Origin of the sequence: Cryocola sp. 340MFSha3.1, assembly GCF_000383315.1 — a bacterium.
In the GTDB taxonomy this organism is placed as follows: domain Bacteria; phylum Actinomycetota; class Actinomycetes; order Actinomycetales; family Microbacteriaceae; genus Leifsonia.
Genome location: NZ_KB911087.1, coordinates 1,594,867 through 1,610,828, shown reverse-complemented (window position 1 = coordinate 1,610,828; position 15,962 = coordinate 1,594,867). Strand labels below are relative to the sequence as shown.

18 protein-coding genes are annotated in these 15,962 nt (G+C 69.7%); 16 read left to right on the top strand and 2 right to left on the bottom strand.

The window, feature by feature from the left end; all coding sequences use genetic code 11:
• Window positions 1-278: 278 nt before the first annotated feature.
• Both H284_RS0107625 and H284_RS0107615 read left to right on the top strand, forming a co-directional pair.
• Window positions 279-1,016 carry a GntR family transcriptional regulator gene (locus tag H284_RS0107625; protein WP_018189601.1) on the top strand — a complete coding sequence of 246 codons (738 nt, stop codon included), beginning with the start codon at window positions 279-281 and terminating at the stop codon, window positions 1,014-1,016.
• Between the two features lie 178 nt (window positions 1,017-1,194).
• The gene (locus tag H284_RS0107615; protein ID WP_020075762.1) at window positions 1,195-1,938 is read left to right on the top strand and encodes a hypothetical protein; all 744 of its coding nucleotides are present in this window, start codon (window positions 1,195-1,197) and stop codon (window positions 1,936-1,938) included.
• 56 nt (window positions 1,939-1,994) lie between these two features.
• On the opposite strand, the gene H284_RS0107610 is transcribed toward H284_RS0107615, so the two are convergent.
• The gene (locus H284_RS0107610) at window positions 1,995-2,819 is read right to left on the bottom strand and encodes an alpha/beta fold hydrolase (protein WP_020075761.1); all 825 of its coding nucleotides are present in this window, start codon (window positions 2,817-2,819) and stop codon (window positions 1,995-1,997) included.
• A 115-nt stretch (window positions 2,820-2,934) separates the two neighbouring features.
• Between H284_RS0107610 and H284_RS0107605 the strand changes: the two genes are divergently transcribed.
• The 14 genes from H284_RS0107605 (at window position 2,935) to H284_RS0107540 (ending at window position 15,283) form a co-directional block, all read left to right on the top strand.
• Entirely contained in the window at window positions 2,935-3,378 is a 444-nt protein-coding gene (locus tag H284_RS0107605) for an MSMEG_6728 family protein (RefSeq protein ID WP_020075760.1), read from the top strand.
• A 9-nt stretch (window positions 3,379-3,387) separates the two neighbouring features.
• Window positions 3,388-3,615 (top strand): hypothetical protein, encoded by a 228-nt coding sequence (locus tag H284_RS0107600; RefSeq protein ID WP_020075759.1) that lies wholly within the window; start codon window positions 3,388-3,390, stop codon window positions 3,613-3,615.
• Window positions 3,616-3,706: 91 nt separating this feature from the next.
• Window positions 3,707-4,720: a LacI family DNA-binding transcriptional regulator gene (locus tag H284_RS0107595; protein ID WP_020075758.1), complete on the top strand. Its 1,014-nt coding sequence runs from the start codon at window positions 3,707-3,709 to the stop codon at window positions 4,718-4,720.
• Between the two features lie 366 nt (window positions 4,721-5,086).
• A complete protein-coding gene (locus H284_RS0107590; protein ID WP_018189608.1) occupies window positions 5,087-6,094 on the top strand; it encodes a LacI family DNA-binding transcriptional regulator in 1,008 nt (335 codons plus the stop codon).
• Window positions 6,095-6,164: 70 nt separating this feature from the next.
• Window positions 6,165-7,415, top strand: coding sequence for a sugar ABC transporter substrate-binding protein (locus H284_RS0107585; RefSeq protein ID WP_020075757.1), 1,251 nt, complete (start codon window positions 6,165-6,167; stop codon window positions 7,413-7,415).
• 37 nt (window positions 7,416-7,452) lie between these two features.
• On the top strand, window positions 7,453-8,424 hold the full coding sequence (locus H284_RS0107580) for a carbohydrate ABC transporter permease (protein ID WP_029042857.1): 972 nt from the start codon (window positions 7,453-7,455) through the stop codon (window positions 8,422-8,424).
• The gene (locus H284_RS0107575; protein ID WP_018189611.1) at window positions 8,421-9,239 is read left to right on the top strand and encodes a carbohydrate ABC transporter permease; all 819 of its coding nucleotides are present in this window, start codon (window positions 8,421-8,423) and stop codon (window positions 9,237-9,239) included. Before H284_RS0107580 ends, H284_RS0107575 begins: the two co-directional genes overlap by 4 nt.
• A 2-nt stretch (window positions 9,240-9,241) precedes the next feature.
• Entirely contained in the window at window positions 9,242-10,957 is a 1,716-nt protein-coding gene (locus H284_RS0107570; RefSeq protein ID WP_020075755.1) for an amylo-alpha-1,6-glucosidase, read from the top strand.
• Window positions 10,954-12,909 (top strand): glycoside hydrolase family 127 protein, encoded by a 1,956-nt coding sequence (locus tag H284_RS0107565; RefSeq protein WP_020075754.1) that lies wholly within the window; start codon window positions 10,954-10,956, stop codon window positions 12,907-12,909. The genes H284_RS0107570 and H284_RS0107565 overlap by 4 nt, the downstream gene beginning before the upstream one ends.
• A gap of 160 nt (window positions 12,910-13,069) precedes the next feature.
• Window positions 13,070-13,804 (top strand): DUF4397 domain-containing protein, encoded by a 735-nt coding sequence (locus H284_RS0107560; protein WP_020075753.1) that lies wholly within the window; start codon window positions 13,070-13,072, stop codon window positions 13,802-13,804.
• 16 nt (window positions 13,805-13,820) lie between these two features.
• Entirely contained in the window at window positions 13,821-14,234 is a 414-nt protein-coding gene (locus tag H284_RS0107555; protein ID WP_020075752.1) for a hypothetical protein, read from the top strand.
• An 8-nt stretch (window positions 14,235-14,242) separates the two neighbouring features.
• The gene (locus H284_RS0107550; protein ID WP_018189616.1) at window positions 14,243-14,431 is read left to right on the top strand and encodes a hypothetical protein; all 189 of its coding nucleotides are present in this window, start codon (window positions 14,243-14,245) and stop codon (window positions 14,429-14,431) included.
• Between the two features lie 54 nt (window positions 14,432-14,485).
• Window positions 14,486-14,941 carry a hypothetical protein gene (locus H284_RS0107545; RefSeq protein ID WP_020075751.1) on the top strand — a complete coding sequence of 152 codons (456 nt, stop codon included), beginning with the start codon at window positions 14,486-14,488 and terminating at the stop codon, window positions 14,939-14,941.
• Window positions 14,942-15,283: a hypothetical protein gene (locus H284_RS0107540; RefSeq protein ID WP_020075750.1), complete on the top strand. Its 342-nt coding sequence runs from the start codon at window positions 14,942-14,944 to the stop codon at window positions 15,281-15,283.
• A 31-nt stretch (window positions 15,284-15,314) separates the two neighbouring features.
• Here H284_RS0107540 and H284_RS0107535 read toward each other — a convergent pair whose 3' ends face one another.
• Complete coding sequence (locus tag H284_RS0107535) at window positions 15,315-15,953, bottom strand: class F sortase (RefSeq protein ID WP_231371113.1); 639 nt, start codon at window positions 15,951-15,953, stop codon at window positions 15,315-15,317.
• Window positions 15,954-15,962 lie beyond the last annotated feature (9 nt).

Here is a 15,962-nt window from a genome sequence, read left to right as displayed (position 1 = left end):
GGTGAGGCCGCGGGCGGGGCGGGATCCCGAACCCGCACCGCGCCCGTCGGCACAGGTCCCCACCCAACCGACCGCAGCGGTCGCGGACCCTGCGTGCTCGCGACGTACGGGTGAACGGCCGTCGAACCGGAGCCGTCCACCTGGCACCGTCTGCGCACTCAGCAGCGGGGCGTAGGGGCACGGACACGCGGGATACCGGGACGAGCGGTCACACTGGTCTGTACAAGTGTTTGCGCCCGAGCGGATGCACGCGACCAGGATGAGCGGAAGGACCGAACATGCCGACGCTGTATCGAGAGATCGCCGAAGACCTGGGCGCGCGCATCCTCCAGGGCGAGTTCGGCGCGGGCACCTCCCTGCCGTCGGAGAACCGGATGGCGGAGACCTACGGCGTCGCCCGCGGCACCGTGCGACGGGCGCTCGCCCTGTTGCGCGCCCGCGGCGACCTGACCTCGCGCCAGGGCTCCTCGTGGGTCGTCGCCGCGGCGCGTCAGGGGCAGGAGTTCGACGAACTTCGCTCCTTCGCCCAGTGGGCACGGAGCAGGGGGATGACGCCGGGCGGCCAGGTGGTGTCGCTCCAGACCGCGCCCGCCCGCGTCGCCGAACGTCGCCGCCTCCACCTCGACGAGGGGGACGAGGTGCTGCGGGTGGTCCGGGTCCGCACACTCGACGGCCGGCGCGTGATGCTCGAGCGGACCACATACGCCACCTGGATGATCCCGATCATCCAGTCGCTCTCACCGCGCGAGGCATCGGTCGTGCAGGTGCTCTTCGACCGCTTCGGGATCGTCACAGGCCAGGCGGACAACACGCTGGACGCGACCGCCGCGACGAGCGAGGACGCCCAGCTGCTCGGCGTGCGCCGTTCGTCCCCGCTGCTCCGGCTGCGCCGGGAGAGCTCCGACGCGGGAGGCCGCCCGATCGAGTACGGCGAGGACCGCTACGTCCCCGGAACGGTCGCCTTCCAGGTGCACACCCGGCTCACCGCCGCGGCGATGCGGAGGATGGGCGGCTGAGTCGATCGGGCTCGGGGATGATCGCAGGGCGAGCCGGTGCTAGGCTTCCGGCGTCCGTGCAGCAGATCGAGGAGGTGATACCCATGAACGAAACGACGTGGGTGCTCTTCTCTGAGGACACGGTCGGGCGATAGGTCGTCCGGGAGCGCCCTTCAGGCACTCCACGAAAGGCACGACCATGCACTTCGACTTCACTTCAGCACCACACCTCGTCGACGGCGTCACCGAGCGCCGCTTCACCCTCGGCGGAATCCCGGGCATCCTGTGGACGCCCGAATCCGCATCCTCCTCCGCGCCCGTCCCGCTGATCCTGCTGGGGCATCCCGGCGGCGTCGAGCAGATGTACCCGCGGCTCGTCGGGCGAGCGCGACAGGCCGCGGCCGACGGCTTCGCTTCGCTCACCATCGAGCTGCCCGGGACGGGCGACCGCCCGCCATCGGCGGTGACGGAGGAGGCGCGCGCCGACCTCCGTCGCACGCTCGCGGCGGGAGACCCGGTCGGCCCTGACCTCGTCGACCGTCTCGTGCTCCCGCTCGTCGAGGGGGCCGTCCCGGAATGGCGGTCGGCGGTGGATGCGGCTCTCGCACTGCCGGAGATCACCGGTCCGGTCGGGTACTCCGGCGGATTCATCTCGGTCGGCGTCCGGCTGGCTCTCACCGAGCCACGGATGGTCGCGGCCGGGCTCTTCGCCGGCAGCTACATCCCGTCCGTCATCCAGGAGGAGGCGCGGCAGGTCACCATCCCGCTGCACGTGCTCCTGCAATGGGATGACGAGGGCAACGACCGGCAGGCGGCGCTCGACCTGTTCGACGCGTTCGGCTCGGCGGAGAAGACGTTGCAGGCGAACCTCGGCGGCCACCGCGGTGTCCCCGCGTTCGCCGGCGAGGACGCGGCCCGGTTCTTCGCCCGGCACCTGCGCTGACGACATCGGGCCACCCGTCGGAAGGCGGGTGGCCCGATCCGTCGCATCGGCGGACGCTACGACTGGAGCCACTCCAGCAGGTCGGCGTTGATCGTCTCCGCCTGCGTGGTCGGCATCCCGTGCGGGAAGCCCGGGTACGACTTCAGCGTGCCGTTCTGGACGAGCTTCGCCGAGAGGGGGCCCGAGTCGGCGTACGGCACGATCTGGTCGTCCTCGCCGTGCATGACGAGGACGGGCACCGAGATCTTCTCGAGGTCCTCGGTGAAGTCGGTCTGCGAGAACGCGACGATCCCGTCGTAGTGCGCCTTCGCGCCGCCCATCATGCCCTGACGCCACCAGTTCTCGATGATCGCCTCGGACGACTCGACGCCCGGCCGGTTGAACCCGTAGAACGGACCGGACGGCAGCGCCCGGTAGAACTCCGACCGGTTCTTGGCGAGCTGCGCCTGCAGGTCGTCGAAGACGCTCTTCGGCAGACCGCCGGGGTTGTTCTCGGTCTGCACCATGATCGGCGGCACAGCGCTGATCAGCACCGCCCGGGCGACGCGGTCCTCACCGTAGGTGGCGATGTAGTGAGCGACCTCGCCGCCGCCGGTGGAATGGCCGACGTGGATGGCGTCGTGCAGGTCGAGCGCCTCGACCACGGCCCGCAGGTCGGCGGCATAGTGGTCCATGTCGTGGCCGTCGCCGGACTGCGTGGAACGGCCGTGGCCCCGGCGGTCGTGGGCGACGACGCGGTAGCCGTGCTGCAGGAAGAACAGCAGCTGGGTGTCCCAGTCGTCGGCCGAAAGCGGCCAGCCGTGGCTGAAGACGATGGGTTGACCGGTTCCCCAGTCCTTGTAGTAGATCTCGATGCCATCTGACGTGGTGACAGTGCCCATGGTTCCCTCCGGGAGTGGCGAAGCGGGGTGCTGTGGGACGGTGCTGCGGAACGTTCGGCGCGCTCTCAACCTAGCCGTCGGTACGGAGCGAGTGCCAGGGGGTGACGCGGGTACCGTGACGGGCGTGCAGACCTTCCTGCCCTATCCGTCCTTCGCCCGGAGCGTGCGCGTGCTCGACCGCGCGCGCATGGGCAAGCAGCGCGTCGAGGCGTTGCAGGTTCTGCGGGCGATCACTGTGCCCGGGTACGGCTGGCGCCACCATCCCGTCGCGAAGATGTGGCGCGGTTACCTCCCCGCCCTGACGAAGTACGCCCTCGAGTCGACGGACGCGTGGATCGAGCAGGGCCACGCCGACACCGTGCGGCCGCAGGTACTGGCTTTCGCGCCGGAGGTCGAGGCGCTGTCGCAGGAGGAACTGGAGCTGCCGCCGTGGATCGGCGACCCGGACTTCCACCGCAGCCACCAGTCGAACCTGGTCCGCAAGGACGCCGAGTTCTACGGGCCGCTGTTCCCAGGGGTGCCGGACGACCTGCCCTACGTGTGGCCTGGGCCCCGCTAGCATGACCGCATGGCTGACCCGACACAGGACCAACTCGAGGCGTCCGACAAGCTCGAGAAGCGCACGGTGGGCGATGAGATCCGCTACTACGTGAAGAACATCCGCGAGCACTGGCCCGCCGTGGTCGAGAACGATCCGGACGCGGCAGGGCACGAAGCGTGGTGGACTCCGGACGGGAAGTTCCACGCGACCCACGCGCAGCTGCGGCGGGACGCGATGGTCGGCGGCATCGTCTGACTCAGTGCCGCCCAGCGTTCTGGACGGCTTTCGAATCGGTTCGATTCGCGCTCCCGTGTGAGAATTGACACGGCGAACGGCTGGAGGGGCGATGGCGGCGACGATCCGGGATGTGGCACGGGTCGCGGGGGTGACCCCGAGCACGGTGTCGTACGCGCTGTCCGGCAAGCGGGCCATCTCCGAGGAGACGCGGGAGCGCATCCAGCGGGCCATCGTGGAGCTCGACTTCACGCCCAACGCCGGCGCCCGCGCCCTGGCGCTGTCGCAGACGAACGTGCTCGGGCTGTTCCTCCAGTTCCAGGAGGACGAGTTCGCGCCCGCGATGCTGCAGTACGTGCTGCCGGTGTCGACGACGGCACGCAATCACGGGTTCGACCTGCTGATGGTGACGGACCCCGACGTGGATGCGGCCATCCGCCGCACGACGTCGTCGGCGATGGTGGATGGGGTCGTCCTCCTCGACGTCACCTACGACGACCCGCGGCTGGAGCCGCTGCGGCAGACGCGCCAGCCGGCCGCACTCATCGGGTATGCGAAGAACGCCGAGGGCTTCGACGCGGTCGACCTCGACTTCGGCGAGGCGGCACGGAATGCTCTCGATCACCTGCACGGGCTCGGGCACAGGGAGGTCGTCCTCGTCACGCCGCCACGGCACGTCTCGGAGCGCGGTGGCTCGTACGCCTGGCGGTTCAGCGATGCGGCGGCGGAGCGGGCAGCGCGCCACGGCATGCAGCTGCACATCGTGGAGGGGGAGTCGCGCCAACCCGCTCTCGGGCAGGCCGTCACGGCCGCGCTCGACCGGTATCCGTCCGCGACGGCTCTCGTCGTGCACAACGACGCAACGATCGCCGCGCTGCCGTCGCTGCTGCATGAGCGCGGGATCTCGGTGCCGGACGACCTCTCCGTCGTCGGCATGTTCTCCGCCGAGTTCGGGACGGCGTTCTCGCTGCCGTACACCTCCGTGGACACGCGTCCGGAGCTCCTGGGGGAGTGGGCGGTGTCCCGCCTCGTGGAGCGCATCGCCGATCCCGAGGGTGCCGAGGCGCCGCAGGTGCGGCTGATCGAGCCGGGGTTCGTCGACCGGGGCAGCACGCGCGCGGTCTGAGCCGTGTCGCGCACATTCGTGCCGAATGTGCGTTTTGAGCGCCCCTTTCCGCACATTCGTGCCGAATCTCCGCCCGTCCCCGCGCGAGATTTGCGCCAAATCTCGGTTATAGCGGCGCGTTTCCCGCGATTTGGCGCAAATCTCGCGGGGCGGGGATGCGTCGAAGCGGTTCGGTGACGAGGTCGGGCACGCCCGGAGAGAGGGTGTAACGGGCCGTCTGCGGGCTGAATCGGAGCGAGAAGGTGCCGATTCGCGCAGGAGCGAAGCGGTTCGACTTGTGCAGCACGCGCGAGCGCGCTATCTTCATCGAAGCGGTTCGACAGCAGTCGGGCCGACGACTTCCCGATGGAGCGAAGGAGGGGCGCGATGGCCGTCACCATCACCGACGTGGCACGTGCAGCCGGCGTCTCCACGAGCACCGTCTCGTACGCCCTCTCCGGCAAGCGCTCCATCTCTCCGGACACCCGCCGCCGCATCGACGAGGCGATCACGAACCTCGGCTTCATCGTCAACGCGGGCGCCCGCGCGCTCGCCACCTCGCAGACGATGGTCATCGGCCTGCTTACGCAGTTCCATGCCGACGAGTTCGCCCCCGCCATGCTCGAGTACATCCTCCCGGTGTCCGACACGGCCCGCGAGCTCGGCTACGACATCCTGCTCGTCACCGAACTCGACAGCGTCGCCGCCCTGCGCCGGGTCACCAGCTCCGGGATGGTCGACGGCGTCGTCCTGCTCGACGTCGTCCACGAGGACCCGCGCCTGGCCACCCTCCGTGACGCCGCGCAGCCCGGAGCCCTGGTCGGGCTCCCGAAGCACACCGAGGGCCTCGACGTCTTCGACCTCGACTTCGGCGAGTCCGCCCGCATGCTGGTCGACCACCTGTACGCGCGCGGTCACCGCGAGATCATCGTCGTGTCGCCCCCGCTCCACGTCTTCGAGCGCGGCGGCGCCTACGGCTGGCGGTTCCGGGATGCGGCCCTCGAGCGCGCCGCCCGTTACGGCCTGCAGATGCACCCGTACTACGGCGAGGCGCGGCAGCCCGAGATCGGCCGGAGCATCAACGCCATGCTCGACGCCCGGCCGACCGCCACCGCGCTCATCGTCCACAATGACGCGACGATCGCGGCGCTGCCCTCGGTGCTCACCGCACGCGGCGTCAGCACGCCCGACGACCTCTCTGTCGTCAGCCTCTACGCGAAGGACTTCGGCCGAGCGTTCTCCCTGCCGTACACGGCAGTCGAGAGCTCACCCGATGAGCTGGGCCGCTCCGCGGTCCGGCAGCTCGTCCGGCGGATCACCTCACCCGATCTCGCCGGTCCGGCGGTGACGAGATTCGTCGCCCCCGAAATAACCGACCGTGGGAGCACCCGATGAACCGCCCCACGCAGCACGCTCAGCGCCCCCGGCCGGACTCGCCCCAGTGCACGATTCAAGGAGGAATACTGTGATCACCAAGAAGACCTCGCGCCTGCTCGGCGCAGCGGTCGTCGCCGCGGCGGTCGTCGCCGGCGTCGCCGCCTGCTCGGGCTCGGGCTCCGGCTCGAGCGGAAGCGCCGGAGGCACCTACACGTTCTGGGATCCGTACCCGCAGTTCGACGCATCGGCCGACTGGACGAAGCTCGTCGAGCAGTGCGGAACGGAGGCCGGAGTGACCGTGAAGCGCACCGGCTACGACACCAGCGACCTGACCAACAAGGCGCTGCTCGCCGGCCAGCAGGGCAGCTCCCCCGACCTGCTGCTCGTCGACAACCCGGTCGTCTCGACGCTCGCCGAGGCCGGCATCCTGACCACCACGTCGGAGAACAAGCTCGACACGTCCGACATCCAGAAGAACATCCTGGCCGCCGGTCAGCTGGACGGGAAGACGTACGGCGTACCGATCGGGGCCAACACCCTGGCGCTCTACTACAACAAGGCTGTGCTGTCGGCCGCCGGTGTGGACGCGAGCTCGATCAAGGACTGGTCGACGCTCACCGATGCCCTCGCCAAGGTCACGGCCGCCGGCAAGAAGGGCATCACCTTCTCAGCGATCGGGACCGAGGAGGGCAGCTTCCAGTTCCTGCCGTGGTTCTGGGGCTCCGGCGCCAACCTGACGAAGCTGGACTCGGACAAGGCCGAGCAGGCGCTCTCGCTGTGGACGGACTGGGTGAAGAAGGGATACGCCCCCAACTCGGTCATCAACAACACGCAGACGACGTCGTGGCAGGAGTTCGCCACCGGTGACTTCGCGTTCGGTGAGAACGGCACCTGGCAGCTGGGCAACGTGAAGAAGGCCGGGATCGACTACGGCATCCTCAGCATCCCGGCGATGGATGGGGGAGCGGCTCCCGCTCCGACCGGCGGCGAGTTCATGACGCTCCCCGTCCAGAAGGACACCGCCCGCTACGCCACCTCGAAGAAGATCGCCGAGTGCCTCACCAGCACGAAGAGCTTCGTGAAGACCGACACCACGCTCTCCTACATCGCCCCCACGGAGGCGGCGCAGAAGGAGCAGGTCGCCGCGAACCCGGAGCTGCAGCCGTGGGTCGACGCCGTCGCCGCGGCGAAGGGTCGCACCAGCGACGACCTCGGCACGAAGTACCCGAAGATCTCCAAGGAGCTCTGGACCGCGGTCCAGAACGCCCTCAGCGGAGCGCAGTCGCCCGCGGACGCCCTGAAGGCGGCCCAGACGGCAGCGGCCGCAGCCACCAAGTAACCCGAGCACGACCAGCAACGCAACTGAGGAAACACCGATGACGACAACTCAGACAGCGTCGCGCGGCACGGCCACGGACGGGGGTGGGACGGTGCGAGCCACCGTCCCACCCGCGCCCCGGCGCCGGCGTCGGCGCGGCTCGTGGACGGCGTGGGCGTTCCTCGCCCCCGTCGTGATCTACCTGGTCGTGTTCTACGCGTGGCCGCTCTATCGCAACGTCGAGCTCAGCGTCCGCGACTACACCGTCCGGTCGTTCGTGATGGGCGACGCCCCGTTCGTCGGGCTCGACAACTACATCAAGGTGCTGCAGGATCCGACCTTCGGGCCGGCGTTCTGGCACACCGCCGTCTTCACCCTCGTCTCGATCGCGTTCCAGTTCACGATCGGGCTGGCGCTGGCGGTGTTCTTCCACCAGAACTTCCGCCTCTCGGCCACGCTGCGCGCCCTCTTCCTGGTGCCGTGGCTGCTTCCGCTGATCGTCTCCGCCTCCACCTGGTCGTGGATGCTGAACAGCGACTCCGGCGTCGTCAACGCGGCGCTCGAGGCGTTCGGACTGCCCGGGATCAATTGGCTGACCTCGCCGGACTGGGCGCTGACCAGCGTCATCATCGCGAACATCTGGATCGGCATCCCCTTCAACCTGGTCATCCTCTACTCGGGCCTGCAGAACATCCCGCAGGAGCTCTACGAGGCGGCGTCGATCGACGGGGCCAACGGATGGCAGCGCTTCTGGCGCGTGACCTTCCCGCTGCTGCGCCCGGTGTCGGCGATCACCCTGCTGCTCGGGCTGATCTACACGCTCAAGGTGTTCGACATCATCTGGATCATGACGCGCGGCGGGCCCGGAACGGCGTCCACGACGTTCGCGACCTGGTCGTACCAGCTCGGGTTCGCCTCGACCCTGCCGGACTTCAGCCCGGCGGCCGCGGTCGGCAACCTGCTGATCATCCTCGCGCTCGTCTTCGGCTTCGTGTACATCCGCACCCAGAGGAAGCAGGACCTCGCATGAACGGCAAGCGGCCCTGGTGGAAGACCGTCGTCGGTGTCGTGCTGACGCTGGTGATGCTCTTCCCCGTCTATTGGATGATCAACGTCTCGCTGACTCCGACCAGCCTGATGCGGAAGAGCCCGCCGGACCTGTTCCCCATCCACGCCACCTTCGAGGGCTATCAGGCCGTGCTCGACCAGCAGCTGCCGTACCTCGGCACGAGCCTGCTGGTCGGGATCGGCACCGTGATCCTCACGGTCGCGATCTCGGCTCCGGCCGCGTATTCGCTGGCGAAGCTGCGCCCGCGCGGCCGCGGCGTCCTCAACTTCCTGCTGCTCATCGCGCAGATGATCCCCGGGATCATCATGGCGATGGGGTTCTACGCGATCTACCTGAACCTCGGCATCCTGAACACGCTGTGGGGCCTGATCATCGCGGACTCGACGCTGGCCGTGCCGTTCGGCGTGCTGATCTTCAGCGCGTTCATGTCCGGCATCCCCGACGAGCTGATGAACGCCGCGAAGATCGACGGCGCGAGCACGTGGCGCACGTTCCGCTCGATCGTGCTCCCGGTGAGCCGCAACTCCATCGTCACGGTGTCGCTGTTCGCGTTCCTCTGGGCGTGGTCCGACTTCGTGTTCTCGTCGACGCTGAACAGCGGCGGCGCGCTGCAGACGATCACGCTCGGCATCTACAAGTACATCGGCAACAACAACCAGGAGTGGAACGCCATCATGGCGACCGCGGTCGTCGCGTCGGTGCCCGCCGCCGTGCTGCTGGTGCTCGCGCAACGCTACGTCGCCGCCGGTGTCACCGCCGGGGCCGTGAAGGACTGACCGTGACGAACCTCAGCACCATCGCGTCGACCGACGTCGCCGTCGACCTGTCCGAGATCCCGTTCTCCGTCCGGGGCAGCTGGTTCGACATATCGCCGGTGATCGGCACGCACCAGGTCTCGGACGACCTCCATCTCGTCAGCCATGTCACCGGGATGCACGCCGTGCTCCGGCTCACGCCGCTCGTCGACGCCGCCACCGCGGCCCGTGTCGAGGCCACCGCCTCCCGCGTCGCCTGGACGTCGGGCGACGGGCTCGTGGAGGCCGTGTTCGAGCATCCCGGAGCCATACGCTTCCGCGGCCGGGGGCTCGGGATGCGGTTCGCCGCCTCCGACGAGCTGACCCCGTTCACCGGGGGTTACCTGTTCACAGATCCGGTCGACGGCGCCGCCACGCTGACCAGCTATGAGACCGGCCGGCGCTACCGGTTCACGGTCCTGGCCGGTTCGGCGGAGATCGTGGGCGACGGGCTGCTCGGCAGCGGAGCCCGGGAGGTGGCGTTCGGTGCGGACGACCCGTGGGAGGTCCGGTTGGAGCAGACGGAGGCGGGTGTGCGTCCACTCGACGCCACCGCATCCTTCGACGACCTGGTACAGCACCGCCGTGCGGAGTTCGCGGCGTACTGCTCCGGCCTGCTGGCCGGGGCGGAGGCGACGCCCACCGCGGTGAAGGCCGCGTACGTGCTCTGGTCGGCCACCGTCGAGCCCGGCGGCTTCGTCGGCCGCGAGGCGGTGCTCATGTCGAAGCACTGGATGGACAAGGTCTGGTCGTGGGACCACTGCTTCAACGCCCTCGCCCTCGCACCGCTCGACGCGGAGGCCGCCCTCGACCAGTTCCTCCTGCCCTTCGATCACCAGGACGCGGGCGGAGCGCTGCCCGACTCGGTCACGCACTCCGAGGTGCTCTACAACTTCGTGAAGCCGCCCATCCACGGCTGGGCGTTCCGGCTCCTGCGGGAGCGCGTCTCCACACCCTTCGACGACGGCGCGCTGCGCCTGGTGTACCGGAGGCTCTCCGCGTGGACGCGGTTCTGGCTCGACAGCCGCCGCGCACCCGGTCATGCGCTCCCGTACTACCAGCACGGCAACGACAGCGGGTGGGACAACTCAACGCTCTTCGACCGGGATCGGGTGGTCGAGTCGCCCGACCTCGCCGCGTTCCTCATCCTGCAGCTGGAGGAGCTGGGCCGCCTCGCGGTCGAGCTCGGAGAGTCTGCGGCCGAGTGGGAGGACGAGCGGATCGCGATCGAGCGGGCGCTGTTCGACGAGCTGTGGGCGGGTGACCACTTCGTCGCCCGGTCGGTCGCCTCGGGGCGGCCGTCCACCTCCACGAGCCTGCTCGGGTCGCTCCCCATCGTGCTCGGAGACCGTCTTCCCGCCGACATCGCGTCCGCGCTCGCCGCCGCGGTCGAGGCCCACCTCACACCGTGGGGACCGGCCACCGAGCTGCCTGACTCGGCGCAGTACACCGCCGACGGCTACTGGCGCGGACCGGTCTGGGCGCCGAGCACCCACCTCATCGTCGACGGCCTGCGCCGCGCCGGGCACGGCGAGCTGGCCGACCGGGTCGCGAACGCCTTCCTCGCCGCCTGCGAGCGCTCCGGATTCGCCGAGAACTTCGACGCCCTCACCGGCGACGGCCTGCGCGACCGTGCCTACACCTGGACGGCAGCGGTCTACCTGCTGCTCGCCACCCACCGACTGTCGGGAGAACGATGACCCTCACCTCGACCGCCCTGCTGACCGGGGGACCGGTCGTCCCCTCCCGCAGCCTCCTCCGGCCGCTCGGACCGGACGAGGTCCGCATCTCGAGCGGGTTCTGGGCCGACAAGCAGCAGCTCAACGCGACCGTCATCCTCGACCACTGCGAGACGTGGATGGAGCGGATCGGCTGGATCGGCAACTTCGACCGTGCCGCCGCGGGCACGGTCGCCGAGCACCACGACGGGATCGAGTTCGTCGACTCGGAGGTCTACAAGCTGCTCGAGGCGATGGCCTGGGAGCTCGGCCGTCGTCCCGATGCCGGGCTCGAGGCGCGCTACTCGGCCTTAGCCGCCCGGGTGGCGGCGGCGCAGGAGCCCGACGGCTACCTGCACACCGCCTTCGGGCGTCCCGGTCAGCGTCCGCGGTACAGCGATCTCGAGTGGGGCCACGAACTGTACTGTTTCGGCCACCTCTTCCAGGCGGCGGTCGCGCGTGCTAGGAGTGGGCATCCCGACGACGTGCTCGTCCGGACCGCCCGGCGGCTGGCCGACCACGTCGCCCGCGAGTTCGGCGAGGGCGGCCGGGATGCGATCTGCGGTCACCCGGAGATCGAGCCGGCGCTGGTCGAGCTGGGGCGTGCCCTCGGTGAGCATCGGTACATCGAGCTGGCGCGGATCTTCGTGGAGCGGCGCGGCCGCCGGACCCTCGCCACGACCCTGTTCCAGGGCAGCGACTACTTCCTCGACGACGTGCCGGTCCGCGAGGCGACCGTGCTGCGCGGGCACGCGGTCCGCGCCGCCTACTTCACGGCCGGGGCGGCCGATGTCGCCGTCGAGACCGGCGACGACGGCCTGCTCGCCGCCGTGCAGAACCAGTGGCGGCGGACGGTCGCGCACCGCACCTATCTCACGGGCGGGATCGGCTCGCACCACCAGAACGAGGAGTTCGGCGCCGACGACGAACTGCCGCCGGACCGCGCCTACGCCGAGACCTGTGCCGCCATCGGCTCCGTCATGGTCAGCTGGCGCCTGCTCCTGCAGACTGCCGAACCGGCTCACGCGGACCTCATCGAGCGAACGCTCCTCAACGCGGTGCTGGTCTCCCCCCGCGAGGACGGCCGCGCGTTCTACTACGCCAACACTCTGCACCAGCGGGAGTTGGCGTCGGAGACGCACGACGACGAGCTGAGCGAGCGCGCAGAGGCCAATCTCCGCGCGCCTTGGTTCGAGGTGTCCTGCTGTCCGACGAACGTCGCCCGCACGCTGGCGAGCATCGGCGCGTACTTCGCAACGGCCGACGACGACGGCCTTCAACTCCACCAGTACGCGGATCTGGATGTGGATACGGCCCTCCCGGACGGCAGGCACGTCGCGCTCGCCGTCCGCACCGGCTACCCCTTCGACGGTCGAGTGGTCGTCTCGGTGGCCGAAGCGTCAGAGTTCACCCTGAGCCTGCGCATCCCCGCCTGGTCGCGCGGCCGGGCGCGCGCGACCCTGAACGGCGAACCCGTCCCCGTCGACGGCGACGTCCTGCGTCTGCGTCGTGCCTTCGCTCCGGGCGACGAGCTGGCGCTCGACCTCGACACCTCCCCGCGGTTCACCGTCGCGCCCGACGCGGTCGACGCCGTGCGCGGGACCGTCGCCGTCGAGCGCGGGCCGCTCGTGCTGTGCCTGGAGTCGGTGGATCTGCCCGGCACGACAGCGTTCGATCGCGTCCGGGTCGACACGGAAACTGCGCCGGTTTCCACCGCAGACGGTGCGTCGGTGCGGCTGATCGTGGAAGATGGGCGCAACGACGACCGCGACGATGCCGACCGCAACCCTACCGACGACTGGCCGTACCTCCGCCTCGACTCCGCCGTGACCGCCCGGTCGGGCCAGGCGGTCACGGCGGGCCTCATCCCCTACGCCCACTGGGCGAACCGCGGACCGAGCCTGATGCGGGTGTGGATCCCCGCCGCAGGCTGACCGACGCTCGGCTGCCGGCGAGTCATCGGGGCCGGCAGCCGAGTCCTTCTCTCCCCGGTTCGGGATTTTCCCCGGACCGGGTGCATCCGATCGCCCCTCTTCAGCCGAATGAACCCGTGGGAGCACACACGGTACTTCCGCGGAGACGAAGGGGTTCATCATGACGAGGACTCGGAAGTGGCGGATCGGCGTCGCCATCGGCGCAGCGCTTGCCCTGATCGGGGTAGCGGCGCCCGCGAACGCGGCGCCGCATCCATCCACCTGGCGCCCGTTCGGCATCTCGCAGGTGTCGGTCTTCCACGGCGTCCCTGCAACGCCGGTGGATGTGTACGTGAACGGCCTGCGGGTGCTGAACGACTTCCAGCCCGGCACGTTCGCCGGCCCGTACCTGCTGCCGTCGGGCACCTACCGCCTGGCGATCACGGCGGCGGACGCCCGTAACGACCGGAATCCCGTCATCGGACCGGTGACGGTCTCGTTCGCTCGGAACACCAGCTACACCGTGGCCGCGCACCTCACGCCGACCGGGACGCCGACGGCGAGCGTCTTCACGAACGACCTGTCCGTCTCGCCGTCCGGCACCGGCCGGCTGGTTGTACGGCACACCGCGGCTGCTCCGGCGGTGGATGTGCTCGCGGGTGGCACTCCGGTGATCACCGGACTCACGAATCCGAACCAGGCGGCACTGGTGCTGCCAGCGGGCACGGTGGATGCGTCGGTCGCGCTCGCCGGAACGACGACCCCGGTCATCGGCCCGGCAGCGGTCCCGGTGAAGGCCAAGACGGACACGATCGTCTACGCCTGGGGGAGCGCGAGCGCGGGCACCCTGAGGGTCGCCGTCCAATCGCTGCGGCAGGGGCGCCTCTTCGACGTCCCGTGGATGCTGCATCGCTGATCCCGAGGAGGGTGCCGTGCGGGTCGTCGAGGCGCACATCACTGCGACGGTGCACGAGTTCTTCTCGCAGCAGTGGGTCCTGCTGCTCGCCGGCCGCGTGACCACGCGCGGCCGGCGGGAGTTCCGGAGCCGCCTCACCGGCCCTGTCGTCCTGAAGGACGGCAGCGCGCTCGACGTGAGCGCGCTGCCCGAGCGCGACGTGCACGCCCTGCTCGTCGCGCGCGGGGCGCCCGACACGTGCGTCCTGGTCAAGGACGGACTCGTGGAGGACGAGATCACGACGCTCACGTCCGCCGTGCACCGCGTCTTCCTCTCCCGGGAGGGCGCGCTCATCTCGTGCATCCCCGGTCGCCTGGGCTTCCTGCAGTCCGACGGCGGCCGAACCCGGCTGCTGCTCGGAGCATCCCCAGCGCAGAGACCACACCACTAGGAGGAACCATGTCTTCAGCCACCGCGGACGACATCGCGGCCGCCCTCGGCGACCTCGCCGATCGTCTCCCCGCCGCGCCGACCGTCGAGCAGCTGGCCCCGATCGTCGCGCGCCTCAGCCGCCGCGAGCGAGCGGTGCTCGCGCTCGTCTTCGAGCGGCTGGCGGAGGAGTCGGCCGGGGAGCAGCTCAGCGCTTGAACGCTCTAACCGCGTTCCCTTTATTCAGAAGTAGTTCTGAACTAGGATGGCATCATGCTAGCCACCGCGCGACCCGAGCGGGTCTTCCATTCCTCTGAATTGAGCAGGAATTCGACCCGCGTCTTTACTGCAGCCGAGGCTCAGCCCGTCGAAGTCACTCGCCGCGACGGCGAAGATCTCGTGCTCATGTCGAAGAGCGAGGCGGAGGCACGCGAATCGTTGCTCCAGCTCGCGGCGACGTTGGTTGGGGTGGCCAGCGACACCCGTGGCACCTTCGCAGAGCGCCTGACCGAGGCGATGCCGTGGATGCTTGCCCTCAACCTGAAGGACCGCGAAAGCTGCGCTCGGGGACTCCTCGACGCCGCCCGCGCGTCTTTCGCGACGGGTCAGGCGCATCTCGCCGAAGCTGAACTGAATTCCTGGATGGAGACTGCCACCGCTATCGCGGCCGGACTCGGAACCACGTCGGTCGAATGGCTCGACTCGGTCGGCCCGGTAGAGCGCCCGTAGGTGGCGCGCGAAAAGAAGGTCGTGCGCCCGACCAAAGGCACCGAGTTCGTCATCGAGTTCGCCACCGTGCATGCGCAGAGAGGCTGGACCGATCTCTGCGCGACGATCCGCAACCCGCTTGCAGACGCGTGGGACTTCCTGACCCGTACACCTCTCGTGGTGACCCCCACCAACTATCCGCTGAAAGGTGAGCTCGGAACCATCACGCGCGCGGGAGAGACCCATGCACGCTGGCAGCACAAGCCGACCATGAAGGGCGACGCCCGCATCTGGTTCTACGTCGACGAGAGAACGGTGTATCTCGAGCAGGTGCACACTCGCCACCCGAACCAGACGAAGTGAGCAGGCGCGCTCGGTGGGATGCCTCCGCGCGTCACGGCCCGATCGGTGTCGCCGTCACGATCACGTTGTCGCGGTAGTGGCCCGTGGCGTCGTCGAAGACGCCGCCGCACGTGATGAGCACGAGCTTGGCCGGGCCGGTCTCGACGAAGTAGTCCTTCAGCGACCCGGGCGCCTTCTGCGGCTGGGCGACGTCGTCGACCCGGAAGTGGCGAGGGCCGGGGCCACCGGTGAGCGCGACCACTGCGCCGGGCGCCACATCCTTGAGGCGGCTGAACGGGCCGATGCCGTCCCAGGCGTCGACATGCGCGACGAGCACGATCGAGCCCGTCGCGGCGGATGCGCCGGACGAGTAGCGGTACCAGCCTGCGGTGTGCGATTCGGGCGGGATGGTGACGTCGCCCGTCGGGTCGAGGCCGACGGGCACCACCGGCATGTCGATGCCGAGCGACGCGACGGCCACTCGCGAGGGCGCCTGCGCCGGTGGGATGGGCGGGGCCGATCGCGTGTCGATCGGTGTTCTCGGGATGTCAGGCACAGTTGGCGCCGCGGCGGGCGGCGACGTTCGTGCCGGGGCTGGGGTCGGCGTCGGCGTCGGTGTCGGCGTCGGCGCCTCGCTCCCGCCCGCCGAGCACCCCGCGAGCACCACCAACGCGAGGGCGGCGCCGAACACGGCGGCCGC

What these genes read in the sequence shown, in the direction of transcription:
- H284_RS0107625 (WP_018189601.1), top strand. Translation starts at nt 279, where the DNA reads ATGCCGACGCTGTATCGAGAGATCGCCGAAGACCTGGGCGCGCGCATC.
- H284_RS0107615 (WP_020075762.1), top strand. Translation starts at nt 1,195, where the DNA reads ATGCACTTCGACTTCACTTCAGCACCACACCTCGTCGACGGCGTCACC.
- H284_RS0107610 (WP_020075761.1), bottom strand. Translation starts at nt 2,819, where the DNA reads ATGGGCACTGTCACCACGTCAGATGGCATCGAGATCTACTACAAGGAC.
- H284_RS0107600 (WP_020075759.1), top strand. Translation starts at nt 3,388, where the DNA reads ATGGCTGACCCGACACAGGACCAACTCGAGGCGTCCGACAAGCTCGAG.
- H284_RS0107595 (WP_020075758.1), top strand. Translation starts at nt 3,707, where the DNA reads ATGGCGGCGACGATCCGGGATGTGGCACGGGTCGCGGGGGTGACCCCG.
- H284_RS0107590 (WP_018189608.1), top strand. Translation starts at nt 5,087, where the DNA reads ATGGCCGTCACCATCACCGACGTGGCACGTGCAGCCGGCGTCTCCACG.
- H284_RS0107580 (WP_029042857.1), top strand. Translation starts at nt 7,453, where the DNA reads ATGACGACAACTCAGACAGCGTCGCGCGGCACGGCCACGGACGGGGGT.
- H284_RS0107575 (WP_018189611.1), top strand. Translation starts at nt 8,421, where the DNA reads ATGAACGGCAAGCGGCCCTGGTGGAAGACCGTCGTCGGTGTCGTGCTG.
- H284_RS0107565 (WP_020075754.1), top strand. Translation starts at nt 10,954, where the DNA reads ATGACCCTCACCTCGACCGCCCTGCTGACCGGGGGACCGGTCGTCCCC.
- H284_RS0107560 (WP_020075753.1), top strand. Translation starts at nt 13,070, where the DNA reads ATGACGAGGACTCGGAAGTGGCGGATCGGCGTCGCCATCGGCGCAGCG.
- H284_RS0107550 (WP_018189616.1), top strand. Translation starts at nt 14,243, where the DNA reads ATGTCTTCAGCCACCGCGGACGACATCGCGGCCGCCCTCGGCGACCTC.
- H284_RS0107545 (WP_020075751.1), top strand. Translation starts at nt 14,486, where the DNA reads ATGCTAGCCACCGCGCGACCCGAGCGGGTCTTCCATTCCTCTGAATTG.